General features: G+C 63.8%; 19 protein-coding genes and 2 pseudogenes. 14 read left to right on the top strand and 7 right to left on the bottom strand.

Features of this window, described 5'->3' with window-relative positions; translation table 11 throughout:
- The first annotated feature begins 39 nt into the window (after positions 1-39).
- Both polA and IVB12_RS24180 read left to right on the top strand, forming a co-directional pair.
- Positions 40-3,120, top strand: a complete 3,081-nt coding sequence (gene polA / locus IVB12_RS24185) for a DNA polymerase I (protein WP_247302730.1) — start codon at positions 40-42, stop codon at positions 3,118-3,120.
- A gap of 148 nt (positions 3,121-3,268) precedes the next feature.
- On the top strand, positions 3,269-3,904 hold the full coding sequence (locus IVB12_RS24180; RefSeq protein WP_247302728.1) for a LysE family translocator: 636 nt from the start codon (positions 3,269-3,271) through the stop codon (positions 3,902-3,904).
- Between the two features lie 48 nt (positions 3,905-3,952).
- Here the strand turns inward: IVB12_RS24180 and IVB12_RS24175 are convergent, their stop codons facing one another.
- On the bottom strand, positions 3,953-4,579 hold the full coding sequence (locus tag IVB12_RS24175) for a glutathione S-transferase family protein (protein WP_247302727.1): 627 nt from the start codon (positions 4,577-4,579) through the stop codon (positions 3,953-3,955).
- A 174-nt stretch (positions 4,580-4,753) separates the two neighbouring features.
- Between IVB12_RS24175 and pyrE the strand changes: the two genes are divergently transcribed.
- Both pyrE and IVB12_RS24165 read left to right on the top strand, forming a co-directional pair.
- Positions 4,754-5,317, top strand: coding sequence for an orotate phosphoribosyltransferase (gene pyrE / locus IVB12_RS24170; protein ID WP_027575142.1), 564 nt, complete (start codon positions 4,754-4,756; stop codon positions 5,315-5,317).
- A 249-nt stretch (positions 5,318-5,566) separates the two neighbouring features.
- A complete protein-coding gene (locus IVB12_RS24165) occupies positions 5,567-6,340 on the top strand; it encodes a DUF2865 domain-containing protein (RefSeq protein ID WP_247302724.1) in 774 nt (257 codons plus the stop codon).
- 105 nt (positions 6,341-6,445) lie between these two features.
- Here the strand turns inward: IVB12_RS24165 and IVB12_RS24160 are convergent, their stop codons facing one another.
- Positions 6,446-6,877 carry a hypothetical protein gene (locus IVB12_RS24160; protein WP_247276404.1) on the bottom strand — a complete coding sequence of 144 codons (432 nt, stop codon included), beginning with the start codon at positions 6,875-6,877 and terminating at the stop codon, positions 6,446-6,448.
- A gap of 198 nt (positions 6,878-7,075) precedes the next feature.
- A complete protein-coding gene (locus IVB12_RS24155) occupies positions 7,076-7,309 on the bottom strand; it encodes a hypothetical protein (RefSeq protein WP_247302722.1) in 234 nt (77 codons plus the stop codon).
- A 212-nt stretch (positions 7,310-7,521) separates the two neighbouring features.
- Here IVB12_RS24155 and IVB12_RS24150 point away from each other — a divergent pair, with 212 nt between their 5' ends.
- Together IVB12_RS24150 and IVB12_RS24145 are read left to right on the top strand one after the other, a co-directional pair.
- Positions 7,522-10,038, top strand: coding sequence for a glycogen/starch/alpha-glucan phosphorylase (locus IVB12_RS24150; protein WP_247302720.1), 2,517 nt, complete (start codon positions 7,522-7,524; stop codon positions 10,036-10,038).
- A gap of 211 nt (positions 10,039-10,249) precedes the next feature.
- Entirely contained in the window at positions 10,250-11,065 is an 816-nt protein-coding gene (locus IVB12_RS24145) for a thioesterase family protein (RefSeq protein WP_247302719.1), read from the top strand.
- A gap of 164 nt (positions 11,066-11,229) precedes the next feature.
- Here IVB12_RS24145 and IVB12_RS24140 read toward each other — a convergent pair whose 3' ends face one another.
- The 3 genes and pseudogenes from IVB12_RS24140 to IVB12_RS24130 all read right to left on the bottom strand — a co-directional run bounded on the left by IVB12_RS24140 (position 11,230) and on the right by IVB12_RS24130 (position 14,647).
- Complete coding sequence (locus IVB12_RS24140; RefSeq protein WP_247302717.1) at positions 11,230-12,846, bottom strand: phosphoenolpyruvate carboxykinase; 1,617 nt, start codon at positions 12,844-12,846, stop codon at positions 11,230-11,232.
- A 251-nt stretch (positions 12,847-13,097) separates the two neighbouring features.
- Positions 13,098-13,700: pseudogene (locus tag IVB12_RS24135) on the bottom strand (CHAT domain-containing protein); the annotation flags it as partial.
- Between the two features lie 197 nt (positions 13,701-13,897).
- Entirely contained in the window at positions 13,898-14,647 is a 750-nt protein-coding gene (locus IVB12_RS24130; protein WP_247302715.1) for a DUF2470 domain-containing protein, read from the bottom strand.
- Positions 14,648-14,889: 242 nt separating this feature from the next.
- Between IVB12_RS24130 and IVB12_RS24125 the strand changes: the two genes are divergently transcribed.
- From IVB12_RS24125 to IVB12_RS24105, 5 genes are all read left to right on the top strand, one after another.
- Entirely contained in the window at positions 14,890-15,591 is a 702-nt protein-coding gene (locus IVB12_RS24125; protein ID WP_008542552.1) for a response regulator transcription factor, read from the top strand.
- A gap of 116 nt (positions 15,592-15,707) precedes the next feature.
- Positions 15,708-17,504: a sensor histidine kinase gene (locus tag IVB12_RS24120; RefSeq protein WP_247302713.1), complete on the top strand. Its 1,797-nt coding sequence runs from the start codon at positions 15,708-15,710 to the stop codon at positions 17,502-17,504.
- Positions 17,501-18,025, top strand: coding sequence for an HPr kinase/phosphatase C-terminal domain-containing protein (locus IVB12_RS24115; protein WP_247302711.1), 525 nt, complete (start codon positions 17,501-17,503; stop codon positions 18,023-18,025). The genes IVB12_RS24120 and IVB12_RS24115 overlap by 4 nt, the downstream gene beginning before the upstream one ends.
- Before the next feature lie 133 nt (positions 18,026-18,158).
- A complete protein-coding gene (locus IVB12_RS24110; RefSeq protein ID WP_007597752.1) occupies positions 18,159-18,560 on the top strand; it encodes a PTS sugar transporter subunit IIA in 402 nt (133 codons plus the stop codon).
- Positions 18,557-18,874: an HPr family phosphocarrier protein gene (locus IVB12_RS24105; RefSeq protein WP_247276396.1), complete on the top strand. Its 318-nt coding sequence runs from the start codon at positions 18,557-18,559 to the stop codon at positions 18,872-18,874. The genes IVB12_RS24110 and IVB12_RS24105 overlap by 4 nt, the downstream gene beginning before the upstream one ends.
- Positions 18,875-18,988: 114 nt before the next feature.
- Here the strand turns inward: IVB12_RS24105 and IVB12_RS24100 are convergent, their stop codons facing one another.
- Entirely contained in the window at positions 18,989-20,614 is a 1,626-nt protein-coding gene (locus tag IVB12_RS24100; protein ID WP_247302709.1) for a glycosyltransferase family 39 protein, read from the bottom strand.
- Positions 20,615-20,728: 114 nt separating this feature from the next.
- Here IVB12_RS24100 and lepA point away from each other — a divergent pair, with 114 nt between their 5' ends.
- The 3 genes and pseudogenes from lepA (at position 20,729) to IVB12_RS24085 (ending at position 23,669) form a co-directional block, all read left to right on the top strand.
- Positions 20,729-22,540 (top strand): translation elongation factor 4, encoded by a 1,812-nt coding sequence (gene lepA / locus IVB12_RS24095; RefSeq protein ID WP_247276394.1) that lies wholly within the window; start codon positions 20,729-20,731, stop codon positions 22,538-22,540.
- A 640-nt stretch (positions 22,541-23,180) separates the two neighbouring features.
- Positions 23,181-23,425: pseudogene (locus tag IVB12_RS24090) on the top strand (plasmid stabilization protein).
- A gap of 10 nt (positions 23,426-23,435) precedes the next feature.
- On the top strand, positions 23,436-23,669 hold the full coding sequence (locus IVB12_RS24085) for a hypothetical protein (RefSeq protein WP_247276393.1): 234 nt from the start codon (positions 23,436-23,438) through the stop codon (positions 23,667-23,669).
- Positions 23,670-23,710 lie beyond the last annotated feature (41 nt).

Here is a 23,710-nt window from a genome sequence, read left to right as displayed (position 1 = left end):
AAGGCTGTCAAAGCCCGCAAAAACTCATACATTGCGGCCATGCCCAAGACATCCCCGAAGACCACCGCCATAGCTGACACCAAGGCCGCACCTAAGGCGGCCGCCGAGAGCAAATCGTCTGCTGCCAAAGCTGCTGCCAAGCCGGTCGCGGCGAAGGCGGCCGGCAAGGGCGACCATGTCTTCCTGGTCGACGGTTCCTCCTACATCTTCCGCGCCTATCACGCGCTGCCGCCGCTGAACCGCAAGTCCGACGGCCTCCAGGTCAATGCCGTGCTCGGCTTCTGCAACATGCTGTGGAAGCTGTTGCGCGAGATGCCCGAGGACAACCGGCCGACGCATCTGGCGATCGTCTTCGACAAGTCGGAAATCACTTTCCGCAACACGATCTATTCCGACTACAAGGCGCACCGGCCGCCGGCGCCTGATGATCTGATCCCGCAATTTTCACTGATCCGCGAGGCCGTGCGCGCCTTCGACCTGCCTTGCCTGGAACAGGTGGGGTTCGAGGCCGACGATCTGATCGCGACCTATGTGCGGCAGGCCTGCGAGCGCGGCGCGAGCGCGACCATCGTGTCCTCCGACAAGGACCTCATGCAGCTCGTCACCGATTGCGTCACGATGTACGACACCATGAAGGATCGCCGCATCGGCATCCCCGAGGTGATCGAAAAGTTTGGTGTGCCGCCGAACAAGGTGGTCGAGGTGCAGGCGCTCGCGGGCGATTCGACCGACAACGTGCCCGGCGTGCCCGGCATTGGCATCAAGACCGCGGCGCAACTGATCACCGAATATGGCGACCTCGACCAATTGTTGTTCCGCGCCGGCGAGATCAAGCAGCCCAAGCGGCGCGAGGCGCTGCTCGAGAATGCGGAGAAGGCGCGCATCTCGCGGCAGCTCGTGCTGCTCGACGACAAGGTGGGCCTCGAGGTGCCACTCGACGATCTCGCCGTCCACGAGCCGGATGCACGCAAGCTGATCGCCTTCCTGAAGGCGATGGAATTCACGACGCTGACGCGGCGCGTCGCCGAATATTCCCAGATCGATCCCGCCAGTGTCGATGCCGATCCCGGCTATACGAGCGGCGCCAGCGTGTTCTCGCCGTTGCCACCCTCGGACGTCGTGCCCGCGCCGAGCACCGGCACGCCGGCACAAGCGGCTCCCGGCCAACGCAATAAATCGGCGAGCAAGGAGGACAAGGCCGCAAGCCAGAAGGGTGCGCCGATCTCGCTGGCCGCCGCGCGCGAAGAGGCACTGCGCAAGCTTCCGGTCGAGCGCAGCAAGTATCAGGCGATCAAGACGCTCCAGGAGCTCAACGCCTTTATCGCCCGCATCCATGACGCCGGCCACGTCGCGATCGAGACGAGAGCCAACTCCATCGATCCGATGCAGGCCGATCTCTGCGGCATCGCGCTGGCGGTGGCGCCGAACGAGGCCTGTTATGTGCCGCTGGCGCACAAGCAATCCGGCGGTGGTGCCGGCCTGTTCGACGCGGGTCTGGCACCCGACCAGATCAAGCACACTGATGCCATCGAAGCGCTGCGGCCGGTTCTGGAATCGTCAGGCATCCTCAAGATCGGCTTCGACGTCAAATTCACCGCCGTGATGCTGGCGCAGCACGGAATCACGCTGCGCAACATCGACGATGCGCAGCTCATCTCCTACGTGCTCGACGCCGGCCGTGGCTCGCATGCGATCGAGCAGCTCGCCGAGCGCTGGTTCGGCCATGCCATGCTGAAGGAGAGCGAGCTGCTCGGCAGCGGCAAGGGCAAGATCACGTTCGACCAGGTGACGATCGACAAGGCCGCGCCGCTCTCGGCGGAAGCTGCCGATATTGCCCTGCGAGTCTGGCGCGTGCTGAAGCCGCGCCTCGTCGCCGAGCACATGACCACTGTCTACGAGACGCTGGAACGGCCGCTGGTGTCCGTGCTCGCGCGCATGGAGCGGCGCGGCATCTCGATCGATCGCCAGGTGCTGTCGCGGTTGTCGGGCGAATTCGCCCAGACCGCGGCGCGGGTCGAGGCCGAGATCCAGGAGATTGCGGGCGAGCCGGTCAATGTCGGCAGCCCCAAACAGATCGGGGACATCCTGTTCGGCAAGATGGGACTGCCCGGGGGCACCAAGACAAAGACCGGCGCGTGGTCGACAACCGCCCAGGTGCTCGACGAGCTCGCCGAGCAGGGCCACGACTTCCCGAAGAAGATCCTGGAGTGGCGCCAGGTCTCGAAACTGAAATCGACCTACACCGACGCGCTGCCGACCTACGTCAATCCGCAGACCCACCGCGTCCACACCACCTACGCGCTGGCCGCGACCACGACCGGCCGGCTATCGTCGAACGAGCCGAACTTGCAGAATATCCCGGTGCGCACCGAGGACGGCCGCAAGATCCGCCGGGCCTTCGTCGCGACGCCCGGACACAAGCTGGTCTCCGCCGACTATTCGCAGATCGAGCTGCGGCTGCTGGCCGAGATCGCCGACATTCCCGTGCTGAAGCAGGCGTTCCGCGACGAGCTCGACATTCACGCCATGACGGCGTCGGAAATGTTCGGCGTGCCGATCAAGGGCATGCCGAGTGAAATCCGCCGCCGCGCCAAAGCGATCAATTTCGGCATCATCTATGGCATCTCCGCATTCGGCCTCGCCAACCAGCTCGGCATCGCCCGCGAGGAAGCGGCCGCCTACATTAAGAAATACTTCGAGCGTTTCCCCGGCATCCGCGCCTATATGGACGAGACGCGCGACTTCTGCCGCAGCCACGGCTACGTCACCACGCTGTTCGGCCGCAAATGCCACTATCCGGATATCAAGGCCTCCAATGCCTCGGTGCGCGCCTTCAACGAGCGCGCCGCGATCAACGCACGGCTCCAGGGCACCGCTGCCGACATCATTCGCCGCGCCATGACGCGGGTGGAGGACGCGCTGGCCGAGAAGAAGCTCTCGGCGCAGATGCTGCTCCAGGTGCACGACGAACTGATCTTCGAGGTGCCGGACGACGAGGTCGAGGCGACGCTGCCGGTGGTGCAGCACGTGATGCAGGACGCGCCCTTCCCAGCCGTGCTGCTATCAGTGCCACTGCATGTCGATGCGCGGGCGGCGACGAACTGGGACGAGGCGCATTGATCCTACTTTCACCGGATGTTGCGTGGCGCACGGTTTCACGTGCGCCACGTCCGGGACCCGAGTACTCAATTGTCCTCCGAGCAATTGTGCGATGGCGAGGCGATCCCACGCATATTAGAACCGTGCCGTCTGCCGCACCGGTCGCCCCATGCCCCACACCCCCGCCCTGCTCGGCTTTGCCCTCGTTTGCCTCGGTCTCGTGCTCACGCCCGGGCCGAACATGATCTACCTGATCTCGCGCTCGATCACGCAGGGGCCGATGGCGGGCATTATTTCGCTCGGCGGCGTGGCGCTGGGTTTCGTGTTCTACATGCTGTGCGCAGCTTTCGGCATCACGGCGCTGCTGCTCGCGATTCCCTTCGCCTATGACGCACTGCGCTTTGCCGGCGCCGGTTATCTGCTGTGGCTCGCCTGGCAGACGGTGAAGCCGGGCGGACGCTCGCCGTTCCAGGTCAGGAAGCTCGCAATCGACAGCCCGCGCAAATTGTTCGCGATGGGCTTCGTCACCAACCTGCTCAACCCGAAGATCGCGATGCTGTATCTGGCGCTGCTGCCGCAGTTCATCGATCCCACTGCCGGCAGCGTGCTGGCGCAGTCGGTGGTGTTAGGGGCGATCCAGATCGCAATCAGCGTCAGCGTGAATGCGATGATCGCGCTCGCAGCCGGATCGATTGCGCTGTTCCTCGCAAGTCGGCCGAGCTGGATGCTGGTGCAGCGCTGGCTGATGGGCACGGTGCTGGCCGGGCTCGCTGTGCGGATGGCGGTCGAGGCGAAGAAGGTGTGAGCTTTCTGACCCTCTCCTGGAAGGCCCTCCAGGGGAGGGTAAGCGAAATTAATCCAGCTTCGCCTCCATGCCCCGCTTCACGGCGGGCCGTGCCATCAGCGCCTCGTACCAGCGCTTGACGTTGGGGAAGTCGGCGAGGTCCACCTTGTGGCGAGGATGGCGCCAGGCCCAGCCCAGGATGGCAAAATCGGCAACCGAGAGGTCGCCGGCGACGAAGTCGCGACCCTCCAGCCGGCGGTCGAGCACGCCATAGAGCCGGCGCGTCTCCGCCATGAAGCGCTTGAGGCCATAGGCGCGGTCCTGCTCGTTTTCGAGCGCGATGAAATGGTGCACCTGTCCGGGCATGGGGCCGAAACCGCCCATCTGCCACATCAGCCATTCATAGACGGGGATGCGCCCGCCAAGCGATTTCGGCAGGAATTTGCCGGTCTTTTCGCCGAGATAGAGCAGGATGGCGCCGGATTCGAAGATGCTGACGGGCTTGCCGTCGGGACCCTCGGGGTCGACGATCGCGGGGATCTTGTTATTGGGGGAGAGCTTCAGGAACTCCGTGGCCATCTGCTCGCCCTTGGTGATGTTCACCGGGATCACCTTGTAAGGCAGCCCCATCTCCTCCAGCGCGACCGAGATCTTGCGGCCGTTCGGCGTGTTCCAGGTGTGCAGTTCGATGCTCATGCCTTGCTTCCTTGCCCCTGAAAGGTTCGGCCCTCACCTACTCCAGAAGGTTGCACCCCCACAACCGGCGGACCGGGATAGCCGATCCCTGTTGACGGGGGACGCCCCCTCTGGAATGTGGCGGCGGTCGCGGATAAATTCCGCCTCCTCCAAAAATGCTTCCGAGGGACCGCCGTGTCGAAATCAGCCTCCCGCGCCCGCCTGTTCGAAATCATCCGCCGGCGTTCATTCGGCCGCGGCGAGGTGACGCTCGCGTCGGGCCGCAAGAGCGATTTCTACTTCAACCTGAAGCCGACCATGCTCGACCCCGAGGGCGCGACGCTGCTCGCCGAGTTGACCTACGAGGCGCTGAAGGACGACCAGCTCGATTTCATCGGCGGGCTCGAGATGGGCGCGGTGCCGCTCGCCGGGGCGCTGGCGCAGATCTCCTGGATCAAAGGCCATCCGATCGCGGCATTCTTCGTGCGCAAGAAGCCGAAGGAGCACGGCGCCAAGCTCGCGATCGAGGGCCTGCCCAAGGGCGAGACCTTGGCCGGCAAGCGCGTCGTGATCGTCGAGGACGTCACCACCACCGGCGGCTCGGCAATGAAGGCGGTGGAATCCGTGCGCGAGACCGGCGCCAATGTGGTGCTGGTTCTGACCATGGTCGACCGCGAGGAAGGCGCCACCGACACGTTCGGTGCGGCCGGCCTGCCGTTCCGCTCGCTGTACAAGGCATCCGAGTTCTTGAAGGCTTGAGGCCGCGAAACAGCCCCGGCCGTCATGCCCGGGCGTGGCCCGGAAGCAACGATTTGTCGGAAGCTGTGCCCGGCCTCAAAGAGGTCACGGCCTCGACTTGAAACCGCCTCCGCTCAACTGCTCATTTACCATCCCGCTTTATGGTGAACCATGTGCCAAGACCTCGCTGGTCTCGGCCGGTTCAGTAGCGTCGGGTGGAGTAGCGCATTGCGTACAATCTCGTCCCATGCGCGCCGGCGGCGTCGCGCGATGTTTGTGGCCGCCAGCCTTGCCGCTCCGCTGCTCGCGGCCCCGGCCCCGGTTGCGGCCGAAGGCCTGTTCGACTTCTTTTTCGGCGCCATGCAGCAACAGCGCCCGCAGCGCGAGGTGCCGCAGCAGGCGGGCTCCTACGCCGATCCCTTCACCGGCCAGCAGAATACCGCAACCCCGCAATACGTGCCGCCGACCCGTTCGGCGGCGGCCGGCGGCTCCGGCCCGGCCTTCTGCGTGCGCAGCTGCGATGGTAAATATTTCCCGCTGATGCGCGGGCTCGCCTCGCCTGCCCAGATGTGTCAGGCGTTCTGTCCTGCAAGTGCGACGAAGGTTTATTTCGGCTCCTCGATCGAGGCGGCCGCGTCGCAGACCGGCGAGCGCTACACCGACAGCGAGAACGCGTTCGCGTATCGCAAGGCGCTGCGCGCCGACTGCACCTGCAACGGCCGCGAGCCGGTCGGCCTCGCGCCGGTCGATCTCGCGCTGGATTCATCGCTGAAAGCCGGCGACGTGATTGCCACGGCCGACGGCCTCGTCGCCTATACCGGCATCCGTGTCGGCAACGACCAGGCTGCGGACTTCACCCCGGTTGCCTCTTATCCCGGCCTCACCGCACAGGTCCGCGCGCGGCTCGGCGAGATGAAGGTGGCGCCGGTGCGGGCCGAGACGGTCGCGGCGGATGCCCCGGCCGCCGAGATCGTGCGCGAGGCGCTGCCTGACGTCACGGTGCCGAAGACGGCAAAGCCGGCCAAGCGCGCAGGGTTGGATTAGTGGAATGAGTTGTCATTCCGGGGCGATGCGTCAGCATCGAACCCGGAATCTCGAGATTGCGGGTTCATCGCTGCGCGATGCCCCGGAATGACGGCAACTGAGCCGTCACCTCCCGATGATCACCCCGATCACATTCGGCGCCGCCAGATATTTCTCCTCGATCGCCGTGCGCGCAGCGGCGCGGTTTTCCGGCGTGAGGAGGCCGCGCTTCTCGGCCAGGATCATCCAGCAAAAGCCCCACCAATCGGTCAGCATGCCCTGATCGTCGACGAGGTCATAACCCTGCTCGGCCGCGAAGATGCGCGCATGCGCTTCGTCCAGCGTGTCGAGGAACAGATGGTCGTCGGTCGAAAACAGCTCGTCGCTGATATCGTCGATGGTGTAGCCCCAGATCGACTGGCACACCGCATTGAACTCGCGGTCGAACTGGTCGTCATCGATCCTCTGGCGCCGCGCCGCCCGATGCAGAAGCGACAGCGACCGCGCAAAATCGGCGATCCGGGTGAGGGCAAATTGATCGAAGGCAATGGTGGACATGTAGTCCTCGCAAAGTCTGACGGACGCTAGATATTGTGTCGGCACGGCGCCGAATCACTATGATATATCAAAGACTTGCTAAAGTGTTCTTAATTCGTTCTGATGAGTCCAGAAGGTCGTCCCGGCCTTTGCCGAGAAACAACCCGCGTGAAAGCCTTCGCCCAAACGAACGCTGATTCCGCGGTACGATCCCTCGCCTCACCTCGCCGCCGACATCAACTTGTCTCCGCACGCGCTCGCATAAAACTTGCCGCCGCATTGGCGCTTGATGGCGGCGCAGCGTGCTGCTGACGTTGCGTTTTGCGGGAGGGAGACGGCGCAACTGAGGCCATCGGCGCTGCGGCCCGGCCTGCCGGCGGCGGAGGCGGCGGTGGAGACGGTGATGCAGACGACGAGCAAGGTCGCAGTGGCGATTTCGATCAGCAGTCTCATCAGAGGTCTCAACGGTCTCCTCCATAGTGATGGCTGAATTGGCCTGCATTCTAGCAGCAAATCCGTGTTTCTCCGTGCTCGTCCGGGTTCCCAAGCCGGCGCGTTCCTTGCATAAGTTTAAGCCAGCGCAGTGCACGGCCGCACCAGTGACGGTTCCGGCGCAGAAGCAAGACGCGTAGGGTGAGTGTTCAGTCGACCAGGAAGTGAAGGCCTTGCAAGATCAATCGTTCCAGCCGAATTTTCCCGCTCCCGGACAGCCTATCGACGAGCTCGCGCTGGCTGAGATCAAGGGCGCGATCCTCGCCAAGCTGCGCCTTGCCATCGGCAAGGACGCAGGCATGGCGACCCGGCACGATTGGTACCAGGCCGCAGCGCTCGCGCTGCGCGACCGCATCGTGCATCGCTGGCTGAGCGCGGAGAAGCTGAGCTACGATGCCGGGCGCAAGCGCGTTTATTATCTCTCGCTCGAATTCCTGATCGGCCGCCTCTTCACCGACGCGCTCAACAATATGGGGCTCCTGAAGATCTTCGAGGTCGCGCTCGGCGACCTCGGTGTCTCCCTGCCCGAGCTGCGCAAATGCGAACCGGATGCGGCGCTCGGCAATGGCGGCCTCGGCCGGCTCGCCGCTTGCTTCATGGAGAGCATGGCGACGCTGTCGATCCCTGCGATCGGCTACGGCATCCGCTACGATTACGGCCTATTTCGCCAGATCATCAATCAAGGCTGGCAGCAGGAATATCCGGACGAATGGCTGAGCTTCGGCAATCCCTGGGAATTGCAGCGGCCGGAGGTGATCTACGACATCAATTTCGGCGGCGCCGTCGAGCATGTCGACGATAAGGGCCGCGACCGCGCCATCTGGCATCCGGGCGAGACCGTGCAGGCGATCGCCTACGACACGCCGATCGTCGGCTGGCGCGGCCAGCACGTTAACGCGCTCCGCCTGTGGTCGGCGCGCTCGCCCGATCCGCTCAGGCTCGATGCCTTCAACAAGGGCGACTATGTCAGCGCCAGCGCCGAGCAGGCGCGCGCGGAGGCGATCTGCAAATTCCTCTATCCGAACGACGAGAGCCCGGCGGGCCGCGAGCTGCGGCTGCGGCAGGAATATTTCTTCGTCTCCGCCTCGCTCCAGGATCTGGTGAAACGGCACCTCGCCTCCGACGGCCAGCTGCGCAGCCTCGCCAGCAAGGTCGCGGTCCAGCTCAATGATACTCATCCGAGCCTTGCGGTCACCGAGCTGATGCGGATCCTCGTCGACCTGCATAATTTCCGCTGGGACGAGGCCTGGAAGATCACCGTCGCCACGCTCTCCTACACCAACCATACACTGCTGCCCGAGGCGCTGGAGACCTGGCCGGTCGAGCTGTTCGAGCGACTCTTGCCGCGGCATCTGGAGATCATCTACCGCATCAACGTGCAGCATCTGGCGCTCGCGGAAGCGCGCTGCCCCGGCGACATCGACTTCCGCGCTTCGGTCTCGCTGATCGACGAGAAGAGCGGCCGCCGGGTGCGCATGGGCCAGCTCGCCTTCGTCGGCTCGCACCGCATCAACGGCGTCTCGGCGATGCATTCCGACCTGATGCGCGAGACCGTGTTCCACGATCTCAACCATCTCTATCCCGGCCGCATCACCAACAAGACCAACGGCATCACCTTCCGCCGCTGGCTGATGCTGGCGAACCCGAAGCTGACCGATCTCTTGCGCGAGACCTGCGGCGAAGCCGTGCTCGACGATCCCACCCAGCTCAGCCTGATCGAAGCTCGCGCCAGCGACGTCGAATTCCAGAAGAAATTCCGCGCCGTCAAGCACGCCAACAAGGCGGCGTTGGCGCGGCTGATCGGCGAGCGGCTCGGCATCAAGGTCGATCCCGGCGCGCTGTTCGACGTGCAGATCAAGCGCATCCACGAATACAAGCGCCAGCTCCTCAACGTCATCGAGACGGTCGCGCTGTACCAGTCGATCAAGGACGATCCCAACGGCAATTGGGTGCCGCGGGTGAAGATCTTTGCCGGCAAGGCGGCGGCGAGTTACCGCTATGCCAAGCTGATCATCAAGCTGATCAACGACGTCGCAGAGGCCGTCAACAACGATCCCGCTATCAGCGGCAAGCTCAAGGTCGCCTTCCTGCCCGACTACAATGTCAGCCTCGCGGAAGTGATCATTCCCGCGGCCGATCTGTCCGAGCAGATCTCGACCGCCGGCATGGAGGCCTCCGGCACCGGCAACATGAAGCTGGCGCTGAACGGCGCTATCACCATCGGCACGCTCGACGGCGCCAATATCGAGATCCGCGACCATGTCGGAGCTGAGAACATCGCAATCTTCGGCTTGGAGGCCGGCGACGTGATGATCCGCCGCAAGCAGGGCCTGGATGCGTCCGACATTATCCGCAACTCGCCGAAGCTCCAGCGCGCCATCAATGCGATCGCGACCGGCGAATTCTCGCCCGGCGATCCCGGCCGTTTCGAATCCATCGCGCACGCGCTGCGCTATCTCGACCATTACATGGTCAGCGCCGATTTCGATTCCTATTATGAGGCGCAGCGCGCGGTCGATGCGCGCTGGCAGGTGGCGCCGGCCTGGACGCGCGCCTCGATCCTCAACGTCGCGCGCATGGCGTGGTTCTCGTCGGACCGTACCATCCGCGAATATGCCGAGGAGATCTGGAACGTGCCGGTCAATCCGACCACGCCGCTGCTGCCAAATCTGCGCGACGTCGCAGGCTGATTTTCCGCGACGTGAAATCGGCGTTACCTGCGAGGTTATTGCATCGGGCGCTGCGGATGATGATATGGTCGTCATCATCTCCAAGGCGTCGATATCGAGGCCGCTACCTCAAGCGCCGTCATTGCGAACGCAGCGAAGCAATCCAGAATCCCTAGTCTCGATTTGCTTCGCTGCGCCCGCAATGACGTTGGTGAGACACCGAGGACCAACAATGCACGCCAAGCTCCCGCACCCCTTCGATGACGCCACCCGCGTCAGCGCCGGCGACTCCAGTTGGCAGGGGCATACCAGCGACGATTATTGGGCCTTTGTCGGCCCGTTCGGCGGCGTCACTGCCGCGACGATTTTGCGCGCGCTGATCGACCATCCGGACCGCGCCGGCGATCCGCTCGCGCTCACCGTCAATTACTGCGCGCCGATCGCCAAGGGTCCGTTCGATCTCGACGTGCGCCTGGTGAAGGCCAATCGCTCCAGCCAGCATTGGAGCGTCGAGCTGAGCCAAGGCGGCGGCGGCGTGGCAACGCTCGCCACCGCGGTGTTCGCCGAGCGGCGACCGTCCTGGGAGCAGAGGGTGGCGAAGTGCCCGGATGCCAAACCGTTCGAACAGACGCTGCCGTTTCCGAAGATCTCGGCGTCCTGGGCCAACCAGTATGAATTCCGCTTCGTCGAGGGCGAGATGCGGATCGGCCCGCCGCAGACCGAGCCCGCCAGCACCTATTCGAAAATCTGGATCAGCGACCGCACGCCGCGCAAGCTCGACATGCTGTCGCTGATGTCGATGTCGGACGCCTTCTTCGGCCGCATCTTCCACGCACGGCGCGAGCTGGTGCCGTTCGGCACGGTATCGCTGACGACCTATTTCCACACCGATGCCGAAGAGCTTGAGGCTGAGGACATCACCCGCGTGCTGGCGACGGCCGATGCGAAGATCTTCCACAAGAGCTATGGCGACCAGAACGGCGAACTGTGGTCCCCGAACGGACGGCTGCTCGCGACTACGACGCAGATCGCTTATTTCAAGGCGTAGCTGCTTCCGCAAAACTCGTCATTGCGAGCGCAGCGAGCAATCCAGACTGTCTCCGCGGAGAGATTCCTGGATTGCTTTGCTGCGCTCGCAATGACGCTGGAGAGATATCGCGTAAGCAAAAAGGGCGGCCTCGCGGCCGCCCTTTGCATTCCAAGGCGCGAGGCCTACTCCGCCGCGAGCTTCAGGTCGGGCGCGGCTGCGCGCACTTCGGCGTCGACCTGGGCTTCGAACTTGGCGAAGTTCTCCTGGAACATGCCGACCAGCGCGCGAGCGGTCTTGTCGAACTCGTCCTTGTCCTTCCAGGTGTTGACCGGGTTGAGGATCTCGGCCGGTACGCCCGGCAGCGCGGTCGGGACCGCAAAGCCGAAATATTTGTCGGTGCGGAATTCGACGTTGCGAAGCGATCCGTCGAGTGCGGCGGTCAGCAGCGCGCGCGTCACCTTGATCGGCATGCGCGAGCCGACACCATATTTGCCGCCGGTCCAGCCGGTGTTGACCAGCCAGCAATCGACATTGTGCTGGGCAATCAGCTCGCGCAGCATGTTGCCGTAGACGGATGGATCGAGCGGCAGGAAGGGCGAGCCGAAGCAGGTCGAGAATTCCGGCTGCGGCTCGTTGCCGAGACCGCGCTCGGTGCCGGCAACCTTGGCAGTGTAGCCGGACAGGAAGTGGTACATCGCCTGCGCCGGCGAGAGCTTGGCGATCGGCGGCAGCACGCCGAACGCGTCGGCGGCGAGCATCACCACGTTCTTCGGCTGCGGCGCGCGGCCGGTGTGCGAGGCGTTCGGGATGAAATCGAGCGGGTATGCAGAACGCGTGTTCTCGGTCTTGGAGCCGTCGTCGAAATCGACGATGCGGGTGTCCTCGTCGAGCACGCAGTTCTCGAGCACTGCGCCGAAACGCGTCGACGCCGCGTAGATCTCGGGCTCGGCTTCCTTCGACAGCTTGATGCACTTGGCATAGCAGCCGCCTTCGAAATTGAACACACCGTTCGGGCCCCAGCCGTGCTCGTCGTCGCCGATCAGGGTGCGGTTCGGATCGGCCGATAGCGTCGTCTTGCCGGTGCCGGACAGGCCGAAGAAGATCGCGGTATCGCCCTTGGCGCCGACATTGGCCGAGCAGTGCATCGGCATCACGCCGCGCTCGGGCAGATAGTAGTTCAGCGTGGTGAAGACCGACTTCTTCATCTCGCCGGCATAATAAGACCCGCCGATCAGGACAATCTTGCGGGCGAAATCGATTGCGACGACGTTCTCCGAGCGGCAGCCGTGACGTTTAGGATCGGCGCGGAAGCTCGGCATGTCGATGATGGTGAGCTCCGGCACGAAGGTCGACAGCTCGATCGCCTCGGGGCGGATCAGAAGCGTGCGGATGAACAGCGAGTGCCAGGCGAGCTCAGTGAAGACGCGCGTCTTGATCCGATAGGCCGGATCGGCGCCGCCGTAGAGATCCTGCGCGAACAGCCTCTTGCCTTCGGCGTGCTTGAGGAAATCCTGGTAGAGCGTCTCGAACTGCTCTGCGGTGATCGACTGGTTGCCGGCCCACCACATCTTCTTGTCGGTGGTGGCGTCACGCACCGTAAACTTGTCCTTCGGGCTGCGGCCGGTGAACTCGCCAGTATCGGCGCAGAGTGCACCGTCCGCTGACAGCACCGCCTCACCCGCGGAGAGCGAGTACTGATAGAGTTGCGGCGCACCGAGGTTCCAGTGAACCTGCTTGAGATTCTTTAAACCGAATTTATCGGCGCCGAAGGCACCGTTGCGCACGCCCGTCTCTTGCACGAAAAAGTCCTCCTAGAACCCGCGACACTCAGCGCGACCAAGCTTTGGCACCATCGCGGTCACCGTGAATAATAGGCCCGTTTGGCCTCGGCTGGAACGACCTAATACTGATGAACGCTGGCGTTGCCAAGCTGATCCCGTAGGATTTGGTTTATTCAAAGACCGCGCCAAACGTCGCGCATGTCAGCTCTGAGCAAGCGCATCAAAAAGTCCGAATGATCGCGCAACCAAACGCGCGTTCGCGGGTTACGTCAGGTTATTGCGACGCACAATGCCGAGTTGGCTTCCCATCTTACCTCGGCTTTGCCGATGCGTGCGAACCGCTCCCACATCGCGGGTAGGCATTGCGGTGACGAGGCGGCATCGAGATAAGTCAGCATCACACGCGCAAGGCTTTGCCGCGACCGATCTTCGGTAGTTCTTGTTGACGTGGTCAAACGCGTGGCCGCTTCCGAATTCACCGCTCAATGCGACACAAGAAGCGCGCAGGCACCGGCATAGAAGAACGAGCGCGCCAATCCCGACCGGGCCTCGGCCCGGCTTGTCGCCCGCGATGTGTTGCAGGTCGACAGCACAATCCGGTCCGCATTGAGCTTGAGCTGGGTGACTTCGCTCGCAGTGAGCAGGCCGTCGTCGAGCTCCGATGGCTGATCGGGATCAAGAGTGCAAGCGAGGGCTCACCGAGTCCTTTTGATGTCGCAGCGAAAAGGCCGTGGGTAGCAAAGTTGATGATGCCATCTTGAGCAAGCGCTGCACGCTCGAGCGTCGTTTCACTGGCGTCGCAGCCGAGGTGGATGTCGGCATCCGTCGCCGACATCGCTCGCCACCGCGTTCAACTCGGCGGTATTCGGCAAGCACCCATGAGCGGGTTGATCCACGCGCCCGCCGCGGCAAGACTTCCTTTCTGGGCAAGGGCTGGCGTGGTGATCAATGCGCTCGCCGCGGGCGCGAGGTCTGCGATCAGCGCCGGCCGATTCCATCTTGCGAGCACCATTCTCGCTGCGCCGTCGGACCGATTACGGTCTTGGATCGCAGCGATGAGCCGCGACGTTCAACGTGTTGCGCCTTGGTCCAGCTTCTTGCGCGCGTCACCGGCGAGGCGGACCAGCATCTTGCGCAGTGCCGTGCCATCCGTCACCCGCTCCGGGAACTCCAGCCGGAGCGCGGTCTGATCCATTTGCATGTCGAGACCCTCCGGATCGCAGCCGGTGCAGCGCCAGTCACCCTCGGGCGCGCCGAGGAGCCTCGTCGCATAGAGGTTCATGGCGTCGCGATGGTCGGCATTCATGTGCTCCACGGCGCCCTGTTCCGCCGCCAGGAGATCCTCGGCGCCGGTGAGGTCCGTGAGGAACTGCTCAGGCTTGAGGTCAACGATCCGGCCGAAGCCGGCGACCAGATGGGCTCCCGTGGGCCGGATCCGAAAGAAGGAGAAATCCTTAAACGAAACAAAGCCTTCCGCCGACGGATGGGCATTGAGATAGCGCCGCTGAAGCAAGTCCTTGTCGGCGTCAGCCTGCTCGGCCCGGCCGGACAGCATGATCCGGGCCCCTTCCAGGGGATCGCCGGCCGCGCGCTCGTCCAGCATCAGCGAGACCCTGCTGTCCGCCAGGATGTTCCTGGTGTGCACGGCGAGGCGCGAGATCAGCAGGATCGGTGAGCCATCGGGGTGGCTCGCCAGATTGACCAGGGAACAATAGGGATCGCCGCTGCCGGCCATCAGGGTCGCCAGCGCCCCCTGCCGCGGCCGTCGCAGCAGCGATTTGGCGAGTTTCGCGGGGTCGAAATCCGGGGTCGGTTGCATCGGCTTTCTCGGGTCGGGTGGTTGCAAGAGAGGCCTTTTCTCGGGTAAACGGGGGTCAGGTTATGGGTCGAGATGCGGCGAATCTGCCGCGTTTCGTGGAACTTGGTCACACTTCAGCCCAGCTTGCATTGCTCGGTGACAAAGTTCGAATGCCGATTTCGGCACCCATGTATGCGGCGCATCACTGGATTGCTCGCCGTTTCAAGCCACGACCCAAAACGGAAAGCAGAAAGCAGAGGCTCATGCCCACAATCGCTTTGGTCGACGACGACCGCAACATTCTCACATCCGTCTCGATCGCGCTGGAAGCCGAAGGCTACCGCATCATGACCTACACCGACGGCGCTTCCGCACTTGACGGTTTCCGCACCACCCAGCCCGATCTCGCCATCCTCGATATCAAGATGCCGCGCATGGACGGCATGGAGACGTTGCGCCGTCTCAGGCAGAAGTCCGACCTGCCGGTGATCTTCCTGACGTCCAAGGACGAGGAGATCGACGAGCTGTTCGGCCTCAAGATGGGCGCCGACGACTTCATCCGCAAACCGTTCTCGCAGCGCCTTTTGGTCGAGCGCGTCAAGGCGGTGCTGCGCCGCTCGGCGCCGAAGGACCCGACCGTCGCGCCGAAGGAGAACGACGCCAAGGCGCTCGATCGCGGCCTTTTGCGCATGGATCCGGAACGGCATACCTGCACCTGGAAAAACGAGCCGGTGACGCTGACCGTCACCGAATTCCTGATCCTCCAGGCATTGGCGACCCGGCCCGGCGTGGTGAAGAGCCGCAATGCGCTGATGGACGCCGCCTATGACGACCAGGTCTATGTCGACGACCGCACCATCGACAGCCACATCAAGCGGCTGCGCAAGAAATTCAAGGTGGTCGACAACGAGTTCGAGATGATCGAAACGCTCTACGGCGTCGGCTACCGCTTCAAGGAAGCCTGAGACTCGCGCAGTTTCACGAAAGAGGAGAGCATCGCTGGTTCTGATTCCATCGGAACCGGGATGGCTCTAGGATGCGGGGACCTTCTCAACGAGCTGTCCTAACGCGGGCGTAAGCATTGCTTGACCGAACGCAGCCTGATCCAAACCAGAGCGCCGAGGATATCGCATCCGACGGCGTTCCGGAGCACGTTGCCGAAGACAAGCCGCAGGGCTGGCGGCCGCTGAACTGGCTGAAGCGCGCCGGTCAGTTCTTCTTCGCGCTGTCCTTCTCGAGCCTGACCCGCCGCATCGTCTCGCTCAACCTCGCCGGCCTGGTCGCGCTGGTCGCCAGCATCCTGTATCTGTCGCAATTCCGCGCCGGCCTGATCGACGCGCGGGCGCAGAGCCTGCTGGTGCAGGCCGAGATCATCGCCGGCGCGATCGCGGCCTCTGCGACCGTGCAGACCAACGCCATCACCATCGACCCCGACCGGTTGCTCGATCTCAAGCCAGGCGAGACCTATGGCGGCTCGGACGAATATTCGCCGCTGGATTTCCCGATCAATCCGGAGCGGGTGGCGCCGGTGCTGCGCACGCTGATCTCGCCGACCAAGACGCGCGCGCGCATCTACGATCCGAACGGCAGCCTGCTGGTCGACAGCCGCAACCTCGAAAACGTGCTGCGCTACAATCTGCCGCCACCGGCCGAGAAGCCCGGCATCGTCGAGCGCGGCATGGTCGCGGTGCGAACCTGGCTGAACCGCGGCGACCTGCCGCTCTACCGTGAGCTCGGGCCCGAGAATGGCAATGGCTACGCGGAGGTGGGCGATGCGCTCCACGGCCAGAAGCGCTCGATGGTGCGGGTCAACGCACGCGGCGAGGTGATCGTCTCGGTCGCGGTCCCCGTGCTGCGCTCGCGCGCAATCCACGGCGCCTTGATGCTTTCGACCCAGGGCGACGACATCGACCAGATGGTCACTGCCGAGCGCCTCGCCATCCTGAAGGTCGGCGGCGTTGCCGCAGCGGTCATGATCATGCTGTCGCTGCTGCTTGCCAGCACGATCGCAGGTCCGGTGCGCCGGCTCGCCGACAGCGCCGAGCGCGTCCGCCGCCGTATCAAGGCCCGCATCGAGATTCCCGATTTCACCCGCCGCCGCGACGAGATCGGCCACCTCTCGGGCGCGCTGCGGGACATGACCAGCGCGCTCTACAGCCGTATCGAGGCGATCGAGATGTTCGCCGCCGACGTCGCCCATGAACTGAAGAACCCGCTGACCTCGCTGCGCTCGGCGGTCGAGACGCTGCCGCTGGCGCGCAACGAGACCAGCCGCGCACGCCTGCTCGAGGTGATCGAGCACGACGTCAAGCGGCTCGACCGTCTGATCTCGGACATCTCCGACGCCAGCCGCCTCGATGCCGAATTGCAGCGTCAGGATGCGATCCCGGTCGACGTGCGCCGCCTGCTGACGACACTGGTGTCGGTCGCCAACGAGACCAAGCTCGGCCACGACGTCGCGGTCGAGCCCCGCTTCGAGGGCCGCGGCCCGACCGACACGTTCTCCGTGACCGGTCACGATTCGCGGCTCGGACAAGTGGTCTCCAACCTGCTGTCCAACGCGCAATCCTTCTCGGAAGCCGGCAGCAAGGTGCGCCTCACCTGCCGCCGCGTGCGCGGAGAGATCGAGATCGTGGTCGACGACGACGGGCCCGGCATCCGCGAGGACGCGCTGGAGCGCATCTTCGAGCGCTTCTATACCGATCGTCCGCACCAGGGCTTCGGCCAGAACTCCGGCCTCGGGCTGTCGATTTCCAAGCAGATCGTCGATGCCCATGGCGGGCGGATCTGGGCCGAGAACCGCGCAGGCCCGCTGGATGCCGAAGGCGCGCCGACGGTCGCCGGCGCGCGCTTCGTGGTGAGGCTGCCGGCGCTATGAGCGACGGCGGCCCCAGCGTGCACGCCTCCGCCGTCAAGGTCGGGACTTTTGCCGTGCTGATCCGCGGTCCCTCCGGCTCCGGCAAGTCGCGCCTTGCCTTCGATTTGATCATGGCGGGCCGGTCAGGCCTGATCGAAAGGGCCGTTCTGGTCGGAGATGACCGTGTCCATCTGGCGACAGTCGGCCATGAAATTGAAGTCCGCCCCGCTCCGGTCTTGGCTGGCCTGATCGAGATCCGGGGCTTGGGAATTCGCCGCTGCGACTTCGTGGAGCACGCGATCGTCGGCCTCGTGGTCGATCTGGACGCACCGGATGCCGAGCGTCTGCCTGCGACAGAATCGCTGAAAGCCAGCATTTCTGGTGTCGAAATACCGCGCATCCCGGTCGAGCGCGGCTATTCGCCCCTCCCGCTGGTTGTCGCGGCCTTGACCACTACCAAGAGTTCATCTTCCGTTAACCCCTCAGGCGATTGTTTGAAGGGAAATGGTAACCATATGAACCCCACTATCGCGACCGAGTAGACCGGCGCAGCTTCCCTCATCCATCCGTCTAGGTTCAGGGAGATACGCAACATCCCCTCTTGCGCGGGGGCTCTGGATGGTCAAAGTGGCGCGTTCGTGCGGTGCACCAAAAGCGCCCGCGAGGAGTTTTCCGATGATTGGTCTAGTACTTGTGACCCACGGGCGCCTTGCCGACGAATTCAAGGCAGCGCTTGAGCATGTCATGGGCCCACAAAAGCAAATCGAAGCGATCACGATCGGTGCCGAAGATGATTCCGATCTCTGCCGAAGCGACATTATCGAGGCGGTTAACCGCGTCGATTCCGGCGACGGCGTTGCGATCCTCACCGACATGTTCGGCGGCACGCCGTCGAACCTCGCAATATCCTGCATGAGCCGGCCGAAGGTCGAAGTGCTCGCCGGCATCAACTTACCCATGCTGGTGAAGCTCGCCAAGGTGCGCGAGGAACGTCCGCTGCCCGACGCGATCGCGATGGCCCAGGAAGCGGGCCGCAAATACGTCACCATCGCCAGCCGCGTGCTCGCCGGCAAATGAGCGACGACGCGCCGCAAGCCGCAGCGGGCGTGCCCGCAGGCGCGATCTCCAAGGAGCTCCTGATCATCAACAAGCGCGGCCTGCACGCCCGCGCCTCGGCGAAATTCGTCCAGGCCGTCGAGCGCTTCAACGCGCAAGTGTGGGTGACGCGCGGCGGTGAGACCGTCGGCGGCACTTCGATCATGGGCCTGATGATGCTTGCCGCGGGTCCTGGCACGACCATCACGGTCGCCGCGGCCGGCGAGGAAGCCGAAGCGGCGCTCGCGGCGATCACCGAACTCGTCGAGAGCAAGTTCAACGAGGAAGGGATTTGAGCCAAGCGCTCGACGCCGGGTGGGCAAAGGCGCAATGCGCCGTGGCCACCATCTCTCTCATCGTGTGCTGAAATTGATGGGCACGCTTCGCGTTGCCACCCTACGATATCCCGATCACTTTCCCGGCGGCACGATGTAGACGTTCCAACTCATCGCCGGGCCGGCCTTGCCGTGGGTGAAGCGGCGCGTCGTCATCACCATGCGCTCGGCATTCGGCGCGATCGCCGACACCCATTTCTCGAACGCGGGCAGGCGTTCGTCGGTCGGATCGAACACGCCGATGAAGCCGTAGGTCTTGACATCGTCGAGCGAGGTCAATCCCGACGCCCAGGCTTCGTTCGGCGTGAACGGGCTGGGGTGATCGGGGCTGTAGAACACCATCGGCTGAATGGTCTCCATCGTACCGGCAACGACCGCCCAGCGTGAGGCAAAGCGCGCGTGCCAGGCCTGCGTCAGCTCGCGCGCGAGCTCCGAACGCGCGCCATAGGTTGCGGTATTGCCGGCATTGGCCGCCATCTCGCGCGCGGCGATCCACGGCGAGGCCGCGAGCGTGGCTGCGCTGAGCACGAGCCAGATCGCGGCGATGTTGAACAGCACAGAGCTCTGCACCCGCAATGCGGGGATCGCGACCAGCGCCAAGGGCACCAGGAAGAACAGCGAGATGCCCCAATCGGTCTTCATGTAGATGCTGAAGGCCAGCGCGCCGAGCGGCGGACCGAACGCCACGATGATCTGGATGATCCAGATGTTCAGCGCCTGCGAGAGGTTGACGCCCGGGTTGACCCCGCGCGCCCAGGCCCGCGTGACGATGCGCGACGGCGCCCGCACCAGCAGCGTGAGCCACGGCGGCGCCAGCGCCATGGCGAGCGCGGCCAGCGCGACCGGCAGGGCCAGCAGTGCCAAATTATGCAAGACGTAGCCCGCGACGAGCTGATGCACCTGGCTCGAGTCCTGGAGGCTGTAGGTGTCGCCGGCATAGGTCAGCGGCACGAAATGCGCATCCGCCAGCCAAACGAAGTGCGGGATCATCGCCACCGCCATCGCCGCGACCGCGACCCATGGCGCCGGCGACGACAGGAAGCGCAGCCGCTCGGGATGGATCAGCGCGGCAAGGCCGATGGCGCCGATCATGGTCAGCACCCAATATTTGGTCATCAGCGCCAGCGCACCGGCAAGCCCGAGAAGGATTCCGGATTGCCAGCTCCGCTTCGCGAAGGCGTTGAGGTAAGCGAGCACGAGCAGCGGCAGCGTGACGAGCTGGAGCAGATCCGGATTGTACTTGAAACCCTTGAAATTGAAGATCGGATAGAGAGCGATCATCACCATGACCAGGAACGCGCGCCGCGCGTCGACCACGCGCAAGGCAACCATCCAGCAGACCACCATGCCGATACTGACGGTCGCCATCGCAAGCGCATAGGTCGCCCAATCCGCCGCCGGAAACAGCTTGAACCAGAGGCCGGCGACCCAGCCCGACAGTGGCGGATGCTTGCCGTAACCCCACAGGAATTTCTGGCCCCAAGCATAAGCTTCTGCGACGTCCATGTGAACGTCCTGCGCCGCCTTGAGATTGATCAGGATGAAGGTCCAGAGCACTGCATGCAGGATGGCGAGCTGGATCACCAACCAGAGGCGGGCCTCGGGCCGGATCGCGCAGGCAACCAACCAAGCCCGGAAGCGGGCATAGCTCACCCGGGTCTTCGCGCGCGCTTTGGCAGAGGGGATCGAAGTCGTCGACATGAGCGGTTGCCTAGCGTGTTTTGGCCGATCGTGGAATGAGCTTGGCGTGAACAAAGGCCCTGAAAATACAGCAATATGGTTGCCGCACGGGGATGTGAGTGGTATCCCGCGCCCATGACGACCGTCCCCATTTCCAACATCCGCAATTTCTCCATCGTCGCCCATATCGACCATGGCAAATCGACGCTGGCCGACCGCCTGATCCAGATGACCGGCGGCCTGTCCGACCGCGAGATGGCGGGCAAGGAGCAGGTGCTCGATTCCATGGACATCGAGCGCGAGCGCGGCATCACGATCAAGGCGCAGACGGTGCGGCTCCAATACCGCGCCAAGGACGGCAAGGATTACATCTTCAACCTGATGGACACGCCCGGCCATGTCGACTTCGCCTACGAGGTCTCGCGGTCGCTGGCGGCCTGCGAGGGTTCCCTGCTGGTGGTCGACGCCAGCCAGGGCGTCGAAGCGCAGACGCTCGCCAACGTGTACCAAGCGCTCGACAACAACCACGAGATCGTCCCGGTCCTGAACAAGGTCGACCTTCCCGCCGCCGAGCCCGAGAAGATCAAGCAGCAGATCGAGGACGTCATCGGCATCGACGCCTCCGACGCGGTGATGATCTCGGCCAAGACCGGCTTAGGGGTCCCCGATGTGCTGGAAGCGATCGTCACCCGCCTGCCGCCGCCGAAGGGCGATCGCGAGGCGACCTTGAAGGCGCTGCTGGTCGACAGCTGGTATGACGTCTATCTCGGCGTCGTCGTGCTGATCCGCGTCGTCGACGGCGTCATGAAGAAGGGCAGCCGCGTGCGCATGATGGGCACCGGCGCTGCCTACGACGTCGAGCGCGTCGGCTTCTTCACGCCGAAGATGCAGCAGGTCGACGAGCTCGGTCCCGGCGAGATCGGCTTCATCACCGCCGCGATCAAGGAAGTGGCCGACACCCGCGTCGGCGATACCATTACCGATGACCGGAAGCCGGTGACGGAGATGCTGCCCGGCTTCAAGCCGGCGATCCCGGTGGTGTTCTGCGGACTGTTCCCTGTCGATGCCGACGACTTCGAAACGCTGCGCGGCGCCATGGGCAAGCTGCGGCTGAACGATGCCAGCTTCTCCTTCGAGATGGAGACCTCGGCTGCACTCGGCTTCGGCTTCCGCTGCGGCTTCCTCGGGCTGCTGCACCTCGAGATCATCCAGGAGCGGCTGTCGCGCGAGTTCGATCTCAATTTGATCGCGACCGCGCCGAGCGTCATCTACAAGATGAAGCTCACCGATGGCCAGGAGATCGAGATCCACAATCCCGTCGACATGCCCGACGTGGTCAAGATCGCCGAGATCGACGAGCCCTGGATCGAGGCGACGATCCTCACGCCCGACGAATATCTCGGCAGCGTGCTGAAGCTGTGCCAGGACCGCCGCGGCGCGCAGAAGGAGCTCACCTATGTCGGCTCCCGCGCGATGGTGAAGTACGACCTGCCGCTCAACGAGGTCGTGTTCGATTTCTACGACCGCCTGAAGTCGGTCTCCAAGGGCTACGCCTCGTTCGACTATCATCTCACCGACTACAAGCCGGCCGACCTCGTCAAGATGCAGATCCTGGTCAATGCCGAGCCGGTCGACGCGCTCTCGATGCTGGTGCATCGCACCCGCGCGGAAGGGCGCGGCCGCGCCATGGTCGAGAAGATGAAGGAGCTGATCCCGCCGCACATGTTCCAAATCCCGATCCAGGCGGCGATCGGCGGCAAGGTGATCGCGCGCGAGACGGTGCGCGCGCTCCGCAAGGACGTCACCGCAAAATGCTACGGCGGCGACATCACGCGTAAGCGCAAGCTTCTTGAGAAGCAGAAGGAAGGCAAGAAGAAGATGCGGCAGTTCGGCAAGGTCGACATCCCGCAGGAAGCTTTCATTGCCGCGCTGAAGGTGGATAGCTGAGGCGGGCTTAGGCCTGTTTCAAGCGTGACGAGATTGGTTGGTCCGGGACGTTTGGGACCCGAAAAAGATAATATCGAAAAACAACCCCATGCACAGTAGCCGGGGTCTTGTTTGTATTGCGTTTTTTCGATTTTACGAAATCCATTTGACCCGTCGGGCAAAACAGGGGCATGATGGCATCATCGCAACGGGCGTGAGGCCGGCGCCGATCAGCACGCAACATCTCGACCGCCGACCGACTAGCCTTCGATCTCGGGATCCGAACGCCACATCGGTGATGGCTTTGCGTCGGCTTCCGGGCCCCCTGCGGGAATGCCGGCGAAACAATTCGCCGCGGTCGGCAAACTGCATTGGCAAAGGCCCGCGAACATCCTCGGACTCCGAAAGGCATGGCGCAAGTTGACGGTTCGACCAATCAACTTGATCCCGCCTCTCTTCGGTTGCCCTGGATGCTAACTGAGTGTCTCAGCGGGCGGTGCACACTGGCTCCTACACGGTCTGCGGTAAGTTAGGTCGCATAGGAACAATTGGTGAACTCCGCCGTTCGTCGCGCGAGGAGACGTACCTGAAGAGGGAAGCCGTGATGCCACGCGGAGACAAACGCAGCTACATCCATAAGCAGAAGCGATAGGCCGAACACATCGAGGAAGGCCACGAATCCCGAGGTGTACCCGACACGGAAGCCGAACGGCGGGCCTGGGCGACCGTCAACAAAGAAACCCATGGCGGGAAGAAGAGCGGGTCCCGCAGAGGCACCGAAGCAGACACCTCGCCGTCACGCAAGGGCGGCAGACTTGGTGGAAAAGCGCCAGCCAGCCGACCGGCCGATGAACGTACCAGGTCAGCCAAGAAGGCTGCTCAACTCGCAAACGCCGCGCGGCGTGAAGGAGGCACAATGTCGACATGCGAAACCTGCGGCAATGATTATGACAAGGCTTTTCAGGTGGTGATGAACGGCCAGGCGCACACGTTCGACAGCTTCGAGTGCGCAATTCATGCCTTGGCGCCAACGTGCAAGCATTGCGGAACGCGCATCGTGGGGCACGGCCTGGAAAAGAGCGGCACCTACTATTGCTGCGACCACTGCGCCCAGAAGGAAGGCGTGACCGACCTCCGCGATCGTGTGTAATGGACGACCGACGAGCCTGCGGTCTCCGCTAGCCATGCCTT

Origin of the sequence: Bradyrhizobium sp. 179 (assembly GCF_023073535.1) — a bacterium.
Lineage (GTDB): Bacteria > Pseudomonadota > Alphaproteobacteria > Rhizobiales > Xanthobacteraceae > Bradyrhizobium.
The sequence above is the reverse complement of the archived record's forward strand: the minus strand, read 5'-3'. Positions and strand labels throughout refer to the sequence as shown.